Here is a 17,703-nt window from a genome sequence, read left to right as displayed (position 1 = left end):
TATCGGCGTCCAACCGGCTGCGCTCAACTATTGGACCGACGGATAGCAGAAGGAATCGGTCGAGCAGTCGCCACCCTCGAGCCGGACCTGGTGCGCCCGATATCCGTCCGGGCAGCTCACGAAATAATCCTTGCTGAGCTCGAGACCGCCGCCCGGCGCAGCGTTCGCCATGACCTCCACGCCCGGAATGCCCGCGGGATAGAACTGTTCGTCCCATGTCGAGTAGAGGGAGTTGGTCCAGTACACGCGCTTGCCGTCGCGGCTGATTTCGACCATTTGCGGTCCGCCGGCAACGGGCTTGCCGTTCGCATGAGGCGTGCGGCGCGCAATGCCTCCGATGTGGACCGAGCCGGCAAGTTTCGGCTTCCGGGGATCGCTGACGTCGTATTGCCGCATCTCGCCGGTCCCCCAGCAGGAGACGTAGAGGAACTTGTCGTCCATCGACAAATCGATGTCGGTGATCAGCGGCGGCACCGCGCCAAAGCCCTGCAGCAGCGGCGGCAGCTTCTCCTTCGGCGTGGCCTCGGGCGGGATCGTCGCGGTCTTTTCCGCATGGAATTTCCCGCCGTCGCGCCACCAGGTCCAGATCGAGCCTTCGAGGTTGGTGGTATCGACCACGACGCCGACAAAGCCGTATTCGCGAACCGGGTCGTGGGCGGGCCGCACTTCCAGCGCCATCTGATGGTTGGCGCCGAGATCGATGGTCTGGACGTGGCGCCGGTCCCGCAAGTCCCAGAAGTGCAGCCGGTGACCGTATTTGTTGGCGAGAAGATCTTCGGCAACGATGCCGTTCTCGAACTGCGGCGGCAACGCCCATTCGCTCGACACCATGTAGTCGCGCGGCAGATTCCACCAGAAATCATAGTGCAGCTTTTGCGGACCGCGGTCGATCTCCCAGCGCCCAAGCACCTCGAAAGTCTCGCAGTCCATGATGAAGACGCCGGGAGGTCCCTGCGTGCCATCCTTTCCGCCACCGCCCAGTGTGCTCACGTAAATGCCCTCAGGGCCACAATGCACGGTATGCGGTCGCGAATAGCCGGTCTTCCTGAACACCTCTTCGGGCTCGATGATCTTGTGAATCCGCGCCTTGGTGGGATCGGGCTTGGTGTCCACGATGTAGATGCGGGACGAGCGAATTCCGGGGATGACGAGATAGCGTCGCTCGACGAAGGCGTGCCCGGCGAGCGGAGACAAAGCCGACGAGCAAGCGTTCCAGCCGAAATGATGAAATTCGTCGCCCTTGTTCGGCATCGTCACGGTATGGACGATCTGGCTGTAAGTTGGCGACGTCGGCCTGGCATCGATGACGGCAAGCGCGTCGGGCTTGGAGAAATCCGGACTGAGCAGCAGGGTGTAGGCGAAATTTTCAGGCGGAGCTTCCATCGCAAGCCTGGGCGATGCGTGAAAGGTCGGGTCTGGCCTCATCGTCATGGTACTGCCTCGCTTTTTTACGTCGGCTGTTCGCCAATCTGGCTCGGGACGCTCGGGCAATAAGCTGACTGGTCATGCGGACCTCCTGGAAAGCTCCGCGGGCTCTGTTGGCTCGGCCAAGATACGTCATCGTGCCGTTTCAGGAAACTGGCACGGATTTACCAGTTTCTCCTCGCCCGGAGCGAGCCGAGATCTGGTGCGGAAGCCGGGAAGTTGTCCTATGATGGAGACGGTGCAGCGTCCGTGCGGCACTCCTGTGCGCCATGCGTTGCTCCGCCGACGTAGGAGGGACCCATGGCGGCACTGGTTTACGGCATACTTTGCTACATCATCTTCTTGTTGAGCTTCTTGTGTGCCATCGGCTTCGTCGGGAACTTCATCGTTCCCAAGTCGATCGACAGCGGCGCCGCCGCGGGCTCCACGACGGCAGCGTTGATCGTCAATCTCGTGCTGCTTGGTATCTTCGCGGTCCAGCACAGTGTGATGGCGCGGCAGGGTTTCAAGCGCTGGTGGATCCGATTTGTGCCTGGCTATGCGGAGCGGTCGACCTATGTGCTGTTCGCCGCGCTGGCGCTTCTGCTGCTGTTCTGGCAATGGCGTCCGCTGACCGGCGAGGTCTGGTCGGTGACCGACCCGCTGGGCGCCGCGGTTTTGCTGGCGATTTTCTGGATCGGCTGGGCGATCGTCCTGGTCGGCACCTTCCTCATCAACCATTTCGACTTGTTCGGGCTGGAACAGGTTTATGCGCATTGGCAGGGAACGGCGGCGCAGCATCCAAGCTTCAAGACGCCGCTGTTCTACAAATTCGTCCGTCATCCGATCTATTTCGGCTTTCTCCTGGCGTTCTGGGCGACGCCGGTGATGACTACAGGACATTTGCTGTTTGCCGTCGCGGCCACTGGCTACATTGTCATCGGGATTCTGCTCGAAGAGCGTGATCTCGTGACCTTTCATGGCCAGGCCTATGTCCAGTATCGACGCCGCGTATCGATGATCATCCCGCTGCCGCCGCGCAAGAGTTGATGCCTCGACCGCATCAAGTCGCGCCTTCCGCACAGGCCTCGATCCGCCTCTGGATGTCCGGATCCTGAAGCAGGTCGATGGGCTTGATGAGCTGAACGACGTCCGAGAACGCGGTCTGTACCACCGGATCTGCGACGGCCGCGCGGAACAACGCAGCCTCGAACTGTCTGCCTTCTTCGTAGCGCTCCGGCCGTTGCCCCCGTGTGCCGGGGAAGGCGAAATCGGCATTCACGCCCAAGCCCCAGGGCGCCTGCAGCAGCGCAGCCACCTCCGCCATGAACTGCATCTGAAGCGCGCCGATCGGATCTCTGGTGGTGGCGACGCGCTCGAGGGTGTCGCGCAACAGCTTGGCCTGGAGTGCCGCAACCGACATCCCCTGGCCGTAGACCGGATTGAAGCGGCAGAGCGAGTCGCCGACCGGAAGAACCCCATGCGGCAGCTTCGCCAGTTGTTCGAAATGGCGCCAGCGGCTGTCGTCAAAGACAAAGTGCTTCAAGCCGTCGACCGGCTGAAGATCGCGAATGGCCTCGTAGATCGACTGGGTCGGGAGCTGGCGACAGGTTGCAAGAAAGTCGTCCCAGGTCTGCGGATGCTCCGCTGCACCGTACGCAGCGAGCGTGGCGAGCCAGTACCCGTCTTCGATCGGCGTCAGCAAGCCGCCTCGCACCCCGGCCGGCGGGTCGGGCATCGTGTATAGGAGTTTCCAGTCCGATCCGGTCGCCGCGGGCTGCGGCAGGCGGACGGTCGTATAGCCGATATCGACGCCAACGACGGTCTCGGGCGGCCGTTCCCAACCGAGCGCATCGAGCAAGGCCAGTGTCAGCACGCCGCGGCCCGATGCGTCGATGACGAGGTCCGCGGTGATCGCGGCGGCACCGTTTGCAGGTTCCACGAATTTGACTGACGGCCCCATCGCGTCCGGCACGATCTCCGTCGCGCGGCATTGCGTTCGCAAGGTGACGTTCTCGATGGAGGCCGTGCGTTGCCGCAGCACCCCTTCGATCAGCGGCCGCGAGGCAGTGAGAAGGGACACGCCGCAATCGCGCCGCGGCAGAACACCGACAACCGGCCGCTCGTATTGCAGATCCCGGAAAACATTGACGGAAACAGCCCCGGCATCGGCAAGATCCTTCATGATGCCGGGAAAGAGCTCCTCAAGCGCCTGTAGGCCGCCGCCCAGAAGAGTATGGGCATGCCGGTCCTGCGGTGTGCCTGCCCGCGCGGTGGCAACGGAGGGAAGCTCGTCGCGATCGAGGACAACAATGTTCTCGAAATAGGGAGCGAGCGCGCCTGCCGCAGACAATCCACCAATTCCCGCTCCGATCACGACGGCCCGCTGCCCCAGACGACTACGCATGTTGGTTTCTCCTCATTGGAGGCTCCATCTGCGCGCGTCATGCTACGAGAGTGTTTCGCGTCCTGTTGATTTGGATTTCAATTGCAACGGAACGGTGTCGATGCAGGTGAGACGGCCGCGCCACCCGGCCTTCCCTGCGCCCTCTATCTCTTGAGGGTGACGGATGATGCAAAGCTCGGGTGCGAAATGCGCCGCGAGACGTATGCCATCTCCACGTCATTGGTGTGTCGCGTTGCTCCTGGCAACGACGTGAGCGCTGTTGGAAATTCAATCAGCCCGTCGACGTGGTCGTCCTGGCGAAGGCCTGGACCTGTAACCACAGTGAGATGTTTGACGAAGTTCGTTCGGCACCGCGCTCTAAAGAGAGATTCCGCGGTATCGGTCCCCGCATTCTCCGGACGATTCCCTCACTTCGCCTTATACGCAGCCAGAAACATCCGCACGGCGCTGGTGACCACCTGGTTGATGCGGTTGGGCGAGGGGGCTGGTGCGGCCTGGAAGATGAAGGGGAGGAACAGCGAGGCCTGGCACATCAGCATGAATTGCGAGGCAGCGAACTGGCAATCGTCGATCACGAGCTCGTCTTGCGCCACATGTGCCTCGAGATAGGTGGCCAGGCGGTTGATGGTCTTTTCCAGCACGCGCTCATAATAGCGCCGGCCAACGTCAGGCATCCGCTCGGCGATCGACATCACGGTCCGGATCGCCGATCCGCCGCCCGGCCGGCAGATCATTGCGATATAAGCCTCGCCGAATTCGTGCAGCGTGATCGGCACGTCGCGCCTGGGATCGAGGTTGAAGGCAACCTTGCCCTGTTCGATGGCCTCTTCCTCGACAATCGCCTCAAACAGCGCGCATTTGTCGGCGAAATACACGTAAAGCGTGCCTTTGGAGACACCGGCAGCTTTGGCGATCTCACCCATGCTGGCGCCGTCAAAGCCGAAGTCCATGAACATCTTGCGGGCGCCCTCCAGGATCTGGCGGCGCTTGGAGGCCTCTTCGGTACTTACCCTGAGGGAATTTTGCTGGACTGCAACCATCGCTTTAGGCTCTTGGCAAAGATTTCGCGCCGCGAAAGGCCTTGGAAAGGGCTCAGGCACTATCGTGGACGATGTTGGGAATATATCTTGACCGAACCGTTCGGTCAATGCTAATTAAAGCCCGTACGGACGAGTAAAAGCCGAACGGGCCTCTAGGCGTGCCGCGATTTAGATTTATGAGTTGAGGAGGCCATCATGGCCGCACCGAGAGACCAGGCCGCACGTGTTCTTCGCAGTGAAACGGAGGACGAAAGCGACGCCGTCCGTGAAGTGTCGGCCGCCATGGCCGATCAGCTGCGTCATGTCGCGGATGAGGCCAAGCGCAAGCCGGCCGAGACGCCCGCTCCCGACAAGTCCGCTCCCGACAAGTCCGCCGCTGCGCCCGAAACCATGAAGAAGCCCGGCAAGAAGCGCTTTGTGCTGATGGGCGTCCTCGCGCTTCTGGCGCTGGCGGCGACCGTCTACGGCGTCCACTATTTCCTGGTCGGCCGCTTCTACATTTCCACCGACGACGCCTATGTCCGCGCCAACAACACCATGCTGGGCGCGCGCGTTGCCGCCCATATCGGGGCGATCCTGCCCGGCGACAACACGCTGGTTCGCAAGGGCGATGTGGTCTTCCGTCTCGACGAAGGCGACTACCGCATCGCCGTCGATGCCGCGCGCACCAGGATCGGCACGCAGGAGGCGACGATTATGCGCATCGGCCGCCAGGTCGCGGCCCAGCAGAGTGGGGTCGAGCAGGCCGAGGCCAATCTCGCCTCCGCCCAGGCCGGCCTGAAGCGCGCCGACCTCGATTACGATCGGCAGCAGACGCTGAACACCAAGGGCTTTGCCTCGCACGCCACCTTCGAGCAGTCGGAGGCCGCGCGCGACCAGGGCATCGCCGGCGTGAAAGCGGCCCAGGCGGCTTACGACAATGCGCGCGACATGGTCGAGGTGACCAAGGCGCAGCAGGCGGAAGCACAGGCCCAGCTCGCGGAATTGAAGACACAGCTGGCGAGAGCAGAGCGCGACCTCGACTTCACGCTGGTACGTGCGCCGGTCGACGGTATCTTCTCCAACCGCCTGGTCAATGTCGGTGACTTCGTCGCGGTCGGCCAGCGGCTCGGCAATGTCGTGCCGCTCGATGATGTCTATATCGACGCCAATTTCAAGGAAACCCAGCTCAAGCGCATCCGTCCTGGCCAGCCCGTGAACATCTCGGTCGACGCCTATGGCCATCGCAAATTTGCCGGCAAGGTGGAGAGCCTCGCGCCGGCGGCTGGCTCGGTGTTCACGCTGCTGCCGCCGGACAACGCCACCGGCAACTTCACCAAGATCGTGCAACGGGTCCCCGTGCGTATCCGCGTGCCGAAGGACGTTGCGCGCGAGAACCTGCTCCGCGCCGGCATGTCGGTCTACGCCACCGTCGATACCACCAAGGGTGCCGACGACGCCGATGCCGACACCGATCTCGACTCGCCGATGATGATTCACCCGCAATAGGGTGTGCCGACCTCTCCCGATGGGAGAGGTATCCATCGATGCGGCTAGAGCACTTTGTGAGCTGAACGACCATGGCAAACGCCACCACTGCAACGCCGGCCATGATGAGCGATCAGGCGCCGTCCGATCGCATCGCGCCGCGGCGGCTGGTCGCGTTCCTGATCATGGTGTTCGGGATGTTCATGTCGATCCTGGACATCCAGATCGTCTCGGCCTCGCTTACCGAAATCCAGGCCGGGCTGTCGGCGAGCTCGACCGAGGTCTCCTGGGTGCAGACCGCCTATCTGATCGCCGAGGTGATCGCGATTCCCTTGTCCGGATTCCTGTCCCGCGCGCTCGGCACGCGGCTATTGTTCGCGATCTCGGCCTCCGGCTTCACCGTATCGAGCCTGTTCTGCGGCTTCTCCAGCAGCAGCGAGCAGATGATCTTCTGGCGCGCGGTCCAGGGCTTTCTCGGCGCCGGCATGATCCCGACGGTGTTCGCCTCCGCCTACACGGTGTTCCCACGCTCGAAATTCCACATCGTCGGCCCCATCATCGGCCTTGTCGCCACGCTCGCGCCGACCATAGGACCGACCGTCGGCGGCTATATCACCGACGCGATGTCGTGGAACTGGCTGTTCTTCATCAACGTCATTCCGGGCGTCATCATCACCATCGGCGTGCTGGCGCTGGTCGATTTCGACCAGCCGAATTTCGCCCTGCTCGACCACTTCGATTGGTGGGGGCTGATCTTCATGGCGGGCTTTCTGGGCTCGCTGGAATATGTGCTGGAGGAGGGCCCGCAATATGAGTGGCTGCAGGACAGCTCCGTGGCGATCATGGCCGGCGTGGGCTTCGTCTCGGCGATCGCGTTCTTCCTGCGCGTCTTCAGCGCGAAAGAGCCGATCGTCGATCTGCGTGCCTTCGACAACCGCAACTTCGCGGTCGGCTGCGTGCTGCAGTTCTGCATCGGCATCGGGCTTTATGGCTTGACCTATATCTATCCGCGCTATCTCGCCGAGGTGCGCGGCTATAGCGCCTTGATGATCGGCGAGACCATGTTCGTCTCCGGCATCACCATGTTCCTGATGGCGCCGATCGTCGGCCGCCTGATGCAGAAGGTCGACCTGCGCTACATCATCGCGTTCGGCCTCGTGACCTTCGCCATCGGCTCCTACCAGATGACCTGGATCACGCGCGATTACGATTTCTTCGAGCTGATGCTGCCGCAGATCCTGCGCGGCATCGGCATGATGTGCGCGATGGTGCCGACCAACAACATCGCGCTCGGCACGCTGGCGCCTGACAGGGTGAAGAACGCGTCGGGCCTCTTCAACCTGATGCGCAATCTCGGCGGCGCGGTGGGACTTGCCATCATCAACGAGGTCCTGAACCACCGCACTGACCTGCACATCGTCCGCCTGCAGGAGCGGGTGACCTGGGGCAATTCGCTCGCCACCGAAACCATCACCATGCTGACCCAGAAGTTTCAGGGCATGGGCGATGCGGGGCTGATGGCGCTGAAGCAATTCGCCCAGATCGTGCATCGCCAGGCGGTCGTCATGAGCTACGGCGATGCCTTCTTCATGCTGTCACTGTTCTATGTCGCCTTGAGCCTCCTGGTGATGCTGCTGAAGAAGCCGAACATGATGGCGGTTGCCGGCGGAGATGCGCATTAGCGCGAGGCGCTTCGCTTTCGGTCGTGCGCGCCTGTTGCAAATCAGGCGTGATGCACTTATAAAGAACGTATAGCCAATCGAACCGGGAGGGATTTGCATGATTACGCATATGTCGCAAATCGCGCGCCCGCGTCCGATGTCCCCGCTGGGTGGCATGTCCGGTTTTTCCGGCTGCTAGAAGCCGCCTTCGCCAGCATCGACCGGGCCTGAAGTCCCGGTCTCCCAAATTCCCGGACTTTTCTTTTTTACCGCCGACGCGCGCGTGCGCGTCGCCAATTGGAGCCGGCGTTTCGCGGACCAAGCCGCGGCCGGATGACGCCATGACCGCATCTACGCAAAAGAAAGCCGCGATCCGCGCGGTGATGCCCTACGTATTCCGCCACTGGCTGAAGCAGCCGGCGCTGACGTCGACGGTCGCCTTCGGCCTGTTGGGAGCCACCGTCGCCGACCTGTTCATGCCGGTCTATTCCGGCCAACTGGTCGACGCCCTGACCCGAGGGCCGGCGGACCTGCCTGCGCGCCACGACGCGGTGCTCGCCTTCGCCGCCATCGTGGCGCTCGGCTTCACCTCCATCGTGCTGCGCATGATCGGCCTGCACGCGATCGTGCCGTTCACCCTGCGCATCATGTCGGATGTCGCGCGCGAGACTTTCGAGCGGGTACAGCGCTTCTCGACGGACTGGCATGCCAGCTCCTTCGCCGGCTCGACCGTACGCAAGATTTCCCGCGGCATGTGGGCGCTCGATCTCTACAACGACACCGTCCTGCTCGCGCTGTTGCCGTCGCTGGCGGTGCTGTTGGGGTCGATGGTCCTGCTGGGGGCGCACTGGGCCTCGCTCGGCCTCGTCATTGCGCTCGGCGCAATAATCTATGTGTCGATGACGGTGGCGCTATCGACCGGCTACATCGCACCGGCCGCGCGCGTCTCCAATGCCTGGGACACCAGGGTTGGCGGCACGCTGGCGGACGCGCTCACCTGCAATGCCGTGGTGAAGTCATTCGGCGCAGAGGCGCGCGAGGACGCGCGGCTGACGGGCGTCATCGGCCGCTGGCGCAAGCGCGTCAACCGGACCTGGCTGCGCTACAATTACGCCAACGCGGCGCAGTTGGCAGTGCTGCTCTGCCTGCGCGGCTCGGTCATTGGTGGCTCACTGCTGTTGTGGATGGCGGGGCGTGCTTCGCCCGGCGACGTCACCTATGTGCTGACGAGCTACTACATCATCCACGCCTATTTGCGGGATGTCGGCATGCACATCAACAACCTGCAGCGTTCGGTGAACGACATGGAGGAGCTGGTCGAGATCCATGGCGAGCCGATCGGCATCACCGATAGCGCCGACGCGCGGCCTATCGCCATCGTGGGCGGTCGCATCCAGTTCGAGAAGGTGACCTTCCACTATGGCGCTCATCGTGCGCCGCTCTATGACAGGCTGTCGGTCGACATTCGCGCCGGCGAGCGCATCGGCCTGGTCGGGCGCTCCGGCTCCGGCAAGACGACCTTCGTCAAGCTGGTGCAGCGGCTCTACGACGTCTCGGACGGGCGCATCCTGATCGACGGTCAGGACATCGCCGACGCGACGCAGCAGTCGCTGCGCAGCCAGATCGCGATCGTGCAGCAGGAGCCGATGTTGTTCCACCGGTCGCTTGCGGAGAACATCGCCTATGGCGCGTCCGGCGCAAGCATGGCGATGATCGAGCAGGCGGCGCGGCTTGCCAATGCGCATGATTTCATCCTGCGCCTGCCGCAAGGTTACGGCACCCTGGTCGGCGAGCGCGGCGTGAAGCTGTCGGGCGGCGAGCGGCAGCGCGTGGCGCTGGCACGTGCCTTCCTGGCGGACGCACCGGTGCTGATCCTGGACGAGGCTACTTCAAGCCTGGACTCCGAATCGGAGGCGCTGATTCAGGAGGCCATGGAGCGGCTGATGAAGGGCCGCACCTCGATCGTGATCGCGCACCGGCTCTCGACCGTGCGCAGCCTCGATCGCATCCTGGTGTTCGACCGCGGCGAGATCGTCGAGCAGGGCAGCCACGCGGCGCTGATCGCGCGTCCGGACGGGATCTATCGCTCGCTGTTCGAACGACAGGCAACGGAGTTCATGCGCATGACCGCGGCGGAATAGGTCGCCAGTCTCACCGCGCACGCGGGGCGTTCTGCTTCCGCGTGCGCGTCGAGATCGCAACCGTTGCAACGACGGCGGCGGCGAACAGCACGATCTGGGGCGTGATGGTCTCGCCGTTGACGAGCGCCGCGAGCGCGAAGGTGACGAAAGGCTGCAGCAATTGCATCTGCGACACGCGCGCAATGCCGCCGATGGCCATGCCTGCATTCCAGGCAAAAAAGCCGATCCATTGCGAGAACAGCGCCACATAGAGCAACGCGAGCCAGGGCTTGAGCGCGATCTCGCCCGGGTGGCTCGGGGCCAGGAACACGGCGGCGGGCAGCGACACTGGTAGCGCCACGACCAGCGCCCAGCTGATCACCTCCCATCCCGGCATCTCGCCGGTCAGCCGGCCGGAAAAAGCATAGCCGATCGCGGAAGCCGCGACTGCTGCGAACAGCAGCAGGTCTCCGGATGTCAGCGCGCCGCCGCCCTGGCGAAGCGCGAACGCGACCACGAGCGCAGCACCAGCAAGCGAGGCGATCCAGAACAGGGGCCGCGGACGCTCATGGGTGATCAGCACCGCAACGAAGGCGGTCGCGATCGGAAGCGCGCCCATCACCACGCCGCCATGCGAGGCATCGACGGTGGTGACCGCCAGCGCCATCAGGAACGGAAACAGCACGCTGACGCAGAGCGAGGCGACGCCGAGTTGAATCCACAGCCGGCGCGGTGGAAATGGCCGGCGCATAGCGACCAGCAATGCAAGCGAGGCGATGCCTGCGATCGCGGTGCGCATGGCCGTCAGCGCCAGCGGATCGATCGCCGAAACCGCGATCCGCGTCGCCGGCAAGGTGCCGCCGAAAATGGCCATGCCAACGAAGCCGAGCACGAGGCCGAGGCGCTCGGGCGACAGGGTCGAAGAAGAGGTCTGCGTCAGCGAGGGGGCGGGCATGATGGCTGGAGGCGGGGCGACCGACTGAAAATCCTGGGTGGGAGCGTGCCGATGACGATGCCTGAAAGGATCGTTGTCATCGCCACGAGCAGAGAGATATCGATTGTTTCGCCGAGTGCAAGCGTCGAGGTGACGACGCCGATCACTGGTGTTGCCAGAATGCCGAGCGAGGTCGTCGCCGCCGGCAGGCTGCGGTTGACCATGGCCATGGCCCAATAGGCGAGCGCAGTACCGACGATTCCCGCGTAAAGGAACGCGCCGGCCAGAGACGGGCTCCAAACAATCTGCGGCATGCCGTCGAAGAGCAACCCAAGGATCGAGAGTACGCAGGTTGCCAGCAGCGTCTGCCAGAATGTCAACTGGAACGGCGTCGACACCCATCGATGGACGCGCACATAGAGGATGTTGGCGGCCCAGCACAGCGCGGCCAGCAGGATCAGTCCGCTGCCGAGCAGCGCATCGTGATCATTCCAGTCGACGGCCTGCGGATTGAACATCGCAACAAGGCCGAGCAGGCCGAGCGCGGTGCCCGCGAGCCGCGCGCGCGTCATCGGCTCCTTCAGAAACAGCGCAGCACCCGGCACGACCCAGAGCGGCGTGGTGTAGCCGAGCACGATGGAGCGGCCGACGGGCGCGAATTTCAGGCCGAACGCCACCAGCGCCGAGAACGCCACCATGTGCAAAAGCGCGATCGCCATGATGACGGGCCAGTCGCCTTTGCGGGGCAGGATGAATTCGCCGCGGATGAGCTGCACCACGAGCAGCGTGACCGCGGCAATCGCGGTGCGGATCGCGGTTGCCCAGAGCGGGAAGACGCTGTGGACGATGACCTTCGTCACCGCCCAGTTCAGGCCCCAGCTCACGACCACGATGGCAAAGAGCAACAGCGCCGTTCGGCGGGGCAAGACATGATCCATCGGTAGTTTGCATTCCCTGCGGTGATGCTGGACAGGCCCGCGAACTTAGCCTTAACTGGTACGATGAGTAGTGCCAATTCTCTTAATCTGAGAGTACCAGTTGGATGCGCGAGGTCTTGTCCGGGCTGGTCGATATCGAGCGGGCCGCGGAAGCCGGCGACACGCTGACGCGCCGGCTGTCGCATGAGTTGCGAGAGGCTATCCTTAAGGGCGCGCTGTTGCCGGGGCGCCGCCTGCCGTCGAGCCGCGAGCTGGCGCGCCAGCTCAAGGTGTCGCGTAACACGATATCCAGCGTGATCGATCAGCTCGCGATGGAGGGATTTCTCGACGTCGCCCAGGGGCGTCGTCCGGTGGTGACGGCGCAACGGGCGCCGCTGTTGCGGGGCAAGTCGGCGGCGGCAAAGCCGGCGCCGGCGCTGCGGATGTCGCAATGGGCGAAGCGGCTGCAGAAGTCGGATTGGCCGATCAGGGACCGGGAGCCGCCGCGGCCGTTTCGTCCCGGATTCGGCGACTTCAGGGAATTCCCGCATGAGCTGTGGGCGCGCTGCCTGCGCCGTGCGGCGCGTGGCGTTGCAAGACGCGAAGAACTGTCCATCAATTCACCAGCGCTGCAATCGGCACTGCTGCGGCACCTGGTGGAGCATCGTGGCGTCAGGGCCGCGCCGCGGCAACTCGTGATCCTGCCATCGGCGCAGGCTGCGATCGAGCTCATTGCGCGTCTTGTGCTCGATGCCGGCGACGTCGCGTGGATGGAGAGTCCCGGCTATGGCGGTGCGCGCACCGCACTGGAGGCGGCGGGCGCCCGCGTCCAGGGGATCTCGCTCGACCGCAGCGGCATTTCCATCGAGACCGGTTCAAGTCGGCCGCGCCTGATCTTCGTCACCCCGTCGCACCAATATCCGACGGGGCGGCTGATGTCGATCAATCGGCGGCGCCAGCTGCTCGCCTTCGCCGCGACGTCGGGCGCGACCATCATCGAGGACGATTACGACAGCGAATTTCACTATGACGGCCGCCCGGTCGCCGCGCTGCAAGGATTGGAGCAGACGGCCAGCGTCTTCTATGTCGGCACCTTCTCCAAATCGACATTTCACGATATCCGGCTCGGCTACGCGCTGGTGCCGGAAGCCTATGTCGAGATTTTCGAGCAGGCGCAGCGGCACAGCGGCCAGATCGGTGCGGTGCCGGTGCAGGACGCGCTTGCCGAGTTCATCGCGGATGGTCATTTGGCAGCCCACATCCGGCGAATGTCCCGCCTTTACCACGCGCGACGCGATCACCTGGTGCGGGCGCTCAATGCCACTGCCGGCGACCGACTCAGCATCGTTCCGCCCAGCGGCGGCATGCAGCTCGTCGCCACCCTCGGCAAGCAGATCGATGATCGCGCAGTTGCGGTACGGCTTGCCGAACAGGGTCTCTCGGTCCGGCCGCTGTCGCCGCATTTCGTCGGCCGCGCGACCGACCGAGGTTTGTTTCTGGGCTTTGCCGCCTGGAATGAGCCGGAGATCGAGCAGGGCGCGGAGATTCTCGGCCGCGTGCTGCGCGGGGCTGGTCGCTAAAGCGCGATGAGATTTGGTTGAATCGTCATCGCGCCTTAGGTCTTTGATTGAGCATGATCTTTTCGGAAAACCGCTACACACTTTTCCGGATCATGCTTTAGCGCGCGGCGATACTGGTCCAGACCAAGGCGGCGCCTGAGAGAAACAGCAGTACCAGCACGACATCATTGAAATTCTTGTCGCTCATGGCGTGATAGACCCGCGCGCCGAGCGAGGCGCCAAGGATGGTGCCTGGAAAAGCGACCAGTGAGAGCCAGATCAGGTGGGTGTCGACCATGCCGCTGACGATCTGCAGGGCCAGCGCTGCCGCGAGCACGGTGAAGTTGAAGAGCTGGAACACGCCGCGTCGTTCGCCCTTGCCCCAGCCGCGGATCGAGGCCCACAGGATCGGCAGCGGCCCCGATAGTCCGGCGAGGCCGCCCAGAATGCCGCCGGCAAAGCCGATCGCGCCGTCGGCGAGCTTGCCGCCGAAGCGGATTGCCGGCAGGTCGCGGTTGAAATGCAGGGCCACCGGAAACACCAGCAGGAACACGCCGATGGTCAGCTTGAAGACGTTCGGGTCGGCATCGGCCACGAGCCTCGTGCCGAGCGGCACGCCCGCAAGTCCGCCGATCACGAACGGCCAGACCAGAGTGAGGTCGAAGCTCTTCCACATCGACGGCAGCGTCGCGCTCTGCGCCACGACCGAGCAGACGAGGATGAGCGGCACCGCAAGCGAAGGCGGCAGCACATAAAGCCAGATGCCCAGCGCCATCAGCGCGGTGCCGAAGCCGGCCAGCCCCGAGACAAACCCGCCGGCCAGCGCGCCGACAAACAGCAGCGCGTAGGCGCCCGCGTGCATCTTCCCTCCCTGTTTCATCTCAAGCAACGCGCACGCTTCGAACCTGTGCGCCGTCCGCTTGCTCTCGATCACCTTGTTCTCGAACTTCTCTGTTCAGTCCAGAGCCACATCCAAGAATTTGCGCGACCTTCCCTAAATGGCGAGGGGTCCGGCGGGTGTCCGCCGAACCCCTCATGGTAGAAGCATCAGCCGGCCTGTAAGCCGGGTTCTGTAGGGCACCGCACGCGCCTTGCGACGCGCGCGATACGCGACGGCCATTCCTCTTGTGTCGCGCTTGCACGCGACATCCTGCAACCTACCCGGACGGCGAGCCTGACAATGCTCCCGCGGCCGTTGTCGCTTTCGCGAACTGGCCCCGTGGCCGTCCCTATTCGGTCTTGCTCCCGGTGGGGTTTACCATGCCGGATCCGTTGCCGGAGCCGCGGTGCGCTCTTACCGCACCTTTTCACCCTTGCTGTCCCTCCCTTTCGGGCGGGGAAGCGGTTCGTTCTCTGTGGCACTTTCCCTGGGGTTGCCCCCGCCGGATGTTATCCGGCACCGTATGCCAATGGAGCCCGGACTTTCCTCTCCGAACGACCTTTCGGTGCTTGCCGGAGCGGCCGTCCGGCCGACTGACGTGTCAAGGGAATGGGCATTTTTGCTTCTCGCGTCAAGGCAATATCGCGCGCCCCGCGGTCTTGAAATAATTTATCCTGAAGATGTCGTTCCGCTCGCCGCCCGTTCGACTGGATGTCGGCGAATGAGCCGAACACAAGGAGTGAACGAAATGCAGTACCTGCTGATGATCTATAGCAACGAAGTCGAATACGCCAAGCGCGATGCGGCGACGACGCAGAAAGTCGTGGCTGAATATCAGGCCTTCACCCAGTCCATCATCCAGAGCGGCAATTTCAAGGGCGCCGATCGGCTGCAGCCGACCTCGACGGCGACAACCGTGCGCGTCCGCGACGGCAAGATGCTGACGACCGACGGCCCGTTTGCAGAGACGCGCGAGCAGCTCGGCGGCTACTATTTGATCGAAGCCAAGGACCTCGACACCGCAATCGGCATCGCTGCACGCATTCCGAGCGCACGCGACGGCTCGATCGAGGTGCGGCCGATCTGGGTGTACGATAAGTAAGTATCCACTGTCATTCCGGGGCGCTCGAAGAGCGAACCCGGAATCTCGGGGTTCTCAGGTGCGCAATTGCGCACCATAGTTCGATGCTTTGCATCGCCCCGGAACGACGGTGCCAGAAAATTGGCTCACATGACCCCAGGCGAAATCGAGAAGATCTTCCGCGACGAGGCGGGGCGGGCGCTTGCCACGCTCATCCGCCTCGTCGGCGATTTCGATCTCGCCGAGGATGTCCTGCAGGAAGCCTTTGCAGTGGCGCTGGAACGCTGGCCGGCGTCCGATCCGCCGTCCAATCCGCGTGCCTGGCTGGTGAACGTCGCGCGCAACAAGGCGATCGACCGCATCCGCCGCCAAGTTGCCTTTCGCGGCAAGCAGGACGAATTGACCCACACGCTCCTGAACGACGCCGCCTGCAACGGCGAACTCGCGGAGGCCGGCGCGCTCGACGACGACATGCTGCGGCTGATCTTCACCTGCTGCCATCCGTCCTTCGCGCCGGAGGTACAGGTCGCTCTTACCCTACGCACGGTATGCGGCCTCTCCACCGCGCAGGTGGCGCGCGCCTTTCTGGTGGGCGAGGAGGCGATGGCGCAACGCCTGTTGCGCGCCAAGCAGAAGATCCGCCTCGCCGGCATCCCTTATGAAGTGCCGGAGCGCGAGGCGCTGGAGCCGCGGCTCAACGGCGTGCTGGCCGTCATCTATCTCGTCTTCACCGAAGGCTATGCCGCAACCTCGGGCGAAGAGTTGATGCGGCCTGATCTCGTGCGCGAGGCGATCCGGCTCGCCCGGTTGCTCGACGGGCTGATGCCGCAGCGCCGCGAGATCAAGGGGCTATTGGCGCTGATGCTGCTGCACGATGCGCGCCGCGCCGGCCGGGCGACCGAAGCCGGCGACATCGTGCTCCTGGAAGAGCAGGACCGCGCGCTCTGGGACCGCGCGCAGATCGAGCAAGGTGTGCTGCTGGTCGAGGAAGCGCTGCGTCTGCCGGGCTTGCCGCAGACCTATGCGGTGCAGGCCGCCATTGCCGCGCTGCATGCGCAGGCACCGAGCTACGGACAAACCGATTGGCCGCAGATCGCCGGTCTCTACGAGGTGCTGCTGCGCATTGCTCCTTCGCCCGTCATCGAACTCAACCATGCTGCAGCGATCTCGATGGTGGATGGGCCGGCCCGCGCGCTGCAACTGATCGATGCAATCGAAGCGCGCGGCGGGCTCAAAGGCTATGAGTTGTTGCCGGCGGTGCGCGCCGATCTGTTGCGCCGGCTCGGCCGGCACAACCAGGCACGCGAAGCCTATCTCGCCGCAAGTGCCGCCACGCAGCTCGAGCCGTTGCGCAGGCTCTATGCGCGGCGGATGCGGGAGATGTGTGAACAAAGTCGTCATGGCCGGGCTTGACCCGGCCATCCACGTCTTTCTTTGCCTGTCCGACGCGTGGATGCCTGGGTCAAGCCCGGGCATGACGACCGAGAGGGTGGCAAGCGCTCCACTTCGCCCTTGCCAGCATGTCCGCCGGCAGACCCGTCAGCTGCGCACGTAGCGTCCGATTCAATTTTCAAACAGCCGCAGGTACACGTTCGCATTGCCGCGGCGCTACCGGCGCCCGGGCTATGCAAAACCATGTCCCTCCAAAGATCGAGGGCGCAGGGAAGACCGGGTGCCCGCAACTGCACCCACGGCCCCCGCGCAAAGAAGGTTGCGCGAGCGCGCGTTGACCACAGGTGAGAGCGGCAATCACGCCGGCCTTCCCTGCGCAGTGGTTTTACGGCTTATACGAGCTCTCCTCGGTGAACCATTCCGTTTGCCACCGTCGTCAGCGCCATGCGCAAGCATCGTCACCGACTTAGCGCCAGATATCTGGGGCGCCAGGACCACACGACTTCGCCGTACGCGAGCACACCGCTCGTCGAACGGCATCTCAGCGTCCACCGCATTCCAGCCCGCGTCCGTGACGATCGCGATACGCCCCTCGATTCTGGACTAGAACAGAACGTGAACATAAGGGATTATTTGGAGCAGGTCAAGAGGGTGCGAACTCGCCGCTGTCCTATTTTGCATGGCTCGGGCTCAGCTGCTGGTATAGAGGGGTGGGGGAAGCGATTTGCAATCACCGCGAGCGGGCTCTCGAAATTGAGTTGCCAACACGTCTATTGATATAGCCGCATTGGACCGGTGTCGAAGCGTCGGGAGAGCCGCGCACGCAGCCTGGAGCAACACA

The 17,703-nt window shown here is 63.8% G+C and carries 13 protein-coding genes and 1 other RNA gene; 7 read left to right on the top strand and 7 right to left on the bottom strand.

Annotated elements, in window-relative coordinates; all coding sequences use genetic code 11:
• Positions 1-27: 27 nt before the first annotated feature.
• Entirely contained in the window at positions 28-1,431 is a 1,404-nt protein-coding gene (locus A3AI_RS0124565) for a selenium-binding protein SBP56-related protein (protein ID WP_024518134.1), read from the bottom strand.
• 294 nt (positions 1,432-1,725) lie between these two features.
• Between A3AI_RS0124565 and mddA the strand changes: the two genes are divergently transcribed.
• Positions 1,726-2,454, top strand: coding sequence for a methanethiol S-methyltransferase (gene mddA, locus A3AI_RS0124560; protein ID WP_024518133.1), 729 nt, complete (start codon positions 1,726-1,728; stop codon positions 2,452-2,454).
• Positions 2,455-2,467: 13 nt separating this feature from the next.
• Here the strand turns inward: mddA and A3AI_RS0124555 are convergent, their stop codons facing one another.
• Together A3AI_RS0124555 and A3AI_RS0124550 are read right to left on the bottom strand one after the other, a co-directional pair.
• On the bottom strand, positions 2,468-3,811 hold the full coding sequence (locus A3AI_RS0124555) for an FAD-dependent oxidoreductase (RefSeq protein ID WP_036049455.1): 1,344 nt from the start codon (positions 3,809-3,811) through the stop codon (positions 2,468-2,470).
• 407 nt (positions 3,812-4,218) lie between these two features.
• A complete protein-coding gene (locus A3AI_RS0124550; RefSeq protein ID WP_024518131.1) occupies positions 4,219-4,851 on the bottom strand; it encodes a TetR/AcrR family transcriptional regulator in 633 nt (210 codons plus the stop codon).
• A gap of 195 nt (positions 4,852-5,046) precedes the next feature.
• Here A3AI_RS0124550 and A3AI_RS0124545 point away from each other — a divergent pair, with 195 nt between their 5' ends.
• The 3 genes from A3AI_RS0124545 (at position 5,047) to A3AI_RS0124535 (ending at position 10,120) form a co-directional block, all read left to right on the top strand.
• Positions 5,047-6,339: an HlyD family secretion protein gene (locus tag A3AI_RS0124545; RefSeq protein ID WP_024518130.1), complete on the top strand. Its 1,293-nt coding sequence runs from the start codon at positions 5,047-5,049 to the stop codon at positions 6,337-6,339.
• A gap of 71 nt (positions 6,340-6,410) precedes the next feature.
• A complete protein-coding gene (locus A3AI_RS0124540; RefSeq protein WP_024518129.1) occupies positions 6,411-8,000 on the top strand; it encodes a DHA2 family efflux MFS transporter permease subunit in 1,590 nt (529 codons plus the stop codon).
• Between the two features lie 320 nt (positions 8,001-8,320).
• Positions 8,321-10,120, top strand: a complete 1,800-nt coding sequence (locus tag A3AI_RS0124535) for an ABC transporter ATP-binding protein (protein WP_024518128.1) — start codon at positions 8,321-8,323, stop codon at positions 10,118-10,120.
• Positions 10,121-10,130: 10 nt separating this feature from the next.
• On the opposite strand, the gene A3AI_RS0124530 is transcribed toward A3AI_RS0124535, so the two are convergent.
• On the bottom strand, positions 10,131-11,054 hold the full coding sequence (locus tag A3AI_RS0124530; RefSeq protein WP_051382485.1) for a DMT family transporter: 924 nt from the start codon (positions 11,052-11,054) through the stop codon (positions 10,131-10,133).
• Entirely contained in the window at positions 11,036-11,959 is a 924-nt protein-coding gene (locus A3AI_RS0124525; RefSeq protein ID WP_245286948.1) for a DMT family transporter, read from the bottom strand. The genes A3AI_RS0124530 and A3AI_RS0124525 overlap by 19 nt, the downstream gene beginning before the upstream one ends.
• A gap of 116 nt (positions 11,960-12,075) precedes the next feature.
• Between A3AI_RS0124525 and pdxR the strand changes: the two genes are divergently transcribed.
• Positions 12,076-13,530 carry a MocR-like pyridoxine biosynthesis transcription factor PdxR gene (gene pdxR, locus A3AI_RS0124520; protein ID WP_024518125.1) on the top strand — a complete coding sequence of 485 codons (1,455 nt, stop codon included), beginning with the start codon at positions 12,076-12,078 and terminating at the stop codon, positions 13,528-13,530.
• Between the two features lie 97 nt (positions 13,531-13,627).
• On the opposite strand, the gene A3AI_RS0124515 is transcribed toward pdxR, so the two are convergent.
• Positions 13,628-14,371, bottom strand: coding sequence for a sulfite exporter TauE/SafE family protein (locus A3AI_RS0124515; RefSeq protein ID WP_024518124.1), 744 nt, complete (start codon positions 14,369-14,371; stop codon positions 13,628-13,630).
• Positions 14,372-14,552: 181 nt separating this feature from the next.
• Positions 14,553-14,986, bottom strand: an RNA gene (gene rnpB / locus A3AI_RS45440) — RNase P RNA component class A.
• 151 nt (positions 14,987-15,137) lie between these two features.
• Here rnpB and A3AI_RS0124510 point away from each other — a divergent pair.
• A complete protein-coding gene (locus tag A3AI_RS0124510; protein WP_024518123.1) occupies positions 15,138-15,491 on the top strand; it encodes a YciI family protein in 354 nt (117 codons plus the stop codon).
• A gap of 129 nt (positions 15,492-15,620) precedes the next feature.
• Entirely contained in the window at positions 15,621-16,883 is a 1,263-nt protein-coding gene (locus A3AI_RS0124505; RefSeq protein WP_024518122.1) for an RNA polymerase sigma factor, read from the top strand.
• The last annotated feature ends 820 nt before the right edge of the window (positions 16,884-17,703 follow it).

It is taken from the genome of Bradyrhizobium sp. Tv2a-2, from assembly GCF_000472425.1.
In the GTDB taxonomy this organism is placed as follows: Bacteria; Pseudomonadota; Alphaproteobacteria; order Rhizobiales; family Xanthobacteraceae; genus Bradyrhizobium.
This window is presented reverse-complemented; position numbering and strand designations above follow the sequence as displayed.

Excerpts from the sequence above, each read along its gene's own strand:
- A3AI_RS0124540 (WP_024518129.1), top strand. The coding sequence starts at position 6,411 with ATGGCAAACGCCACCACTGCAACGCCGGCCATGATGAGCGATCAGGCG.
- A3AI_RS0124565 (WP_024518134.1), bottom strand. The coding sequence starts at position 1,431 with ATGACGATGAGGCCAGACCCGACCTTTCACGCATCGCCCAGGCTTGCG.
- mddA (WP_024518133.1), top strand. The coding sequence starts at position 1,726 with ATGGCGGCACTGGTTTACGGCATACTTTGCTACATCATCTTCTTGTTG.
- A3AI_RS0124530 (WP_051382485.1), bottom strand. The coding sequence starts at position 11,054 with ATGCCCGCCCCCTCGCTGACGCAGACCTCTTCTTCGACCCTGTCGCCC.
- A3AI_RS0124505 (WP_024518122.1), top strand. The coding sequence starts at position 15,621 with ATGACCCCAGGCGAAATCGAGAAGATCTTCCGCGACGAGGCGGGGCGG.
- A3AI_RS0124510 (WP_024518123.1), top strand. The coding sequence starts at position 15,138 with ATGCAGTACCTGCTGATGATCTATAGCAACGAAGTCGAATACGCCAAG.
- A3AI_RS0124555 (WP_036049455.1), bottom strand. The coding sequence starts at position 3,811 with ATGCGTAGTCGTCTGGGGCAGCGGGCCGTCGTGATCGGAGCGGGAATT.
- A3AI_RS0124550 (WP_024518131.1), bottom strand. The coding sequence starts at position 4,851 with ATGGTTGCAGTCCAGCAAAATTCCCTCAGGGTAAGTACCGAAGAGGCC.
- pdxR (WP_024518125.1), top strand. The coding sequence starts at position 12,076 with ATGCGCGAGGTCTTGTCCGGGCTGGTCGATATCGAGCGGGCCGCGGAA.
- A3AI_RS0124545 (WP_024518130.1), top strand. The coding sequence starts at position 5,047 with ATGGCCGCACCGAGAGACCAGGCCGCACGTGTTCTTCGCAGTGAAACG.
- A3AI_RS0124515 (WP_024518124.1), bottom strand. The coding sequence starts at position 14,371 with ATGCACGCGGGCGCCTACGCGCTGCTGTTTGTCGGCGCGCTGGCCGGC.
- A3AI_RS0124535 (WP_024518128.1), top strand. The coding sequence starts at position 8,321 with ATGACCGCATCTACGCAAAAGAAAGCCGCGATCCGCGCGGTGATGCCC.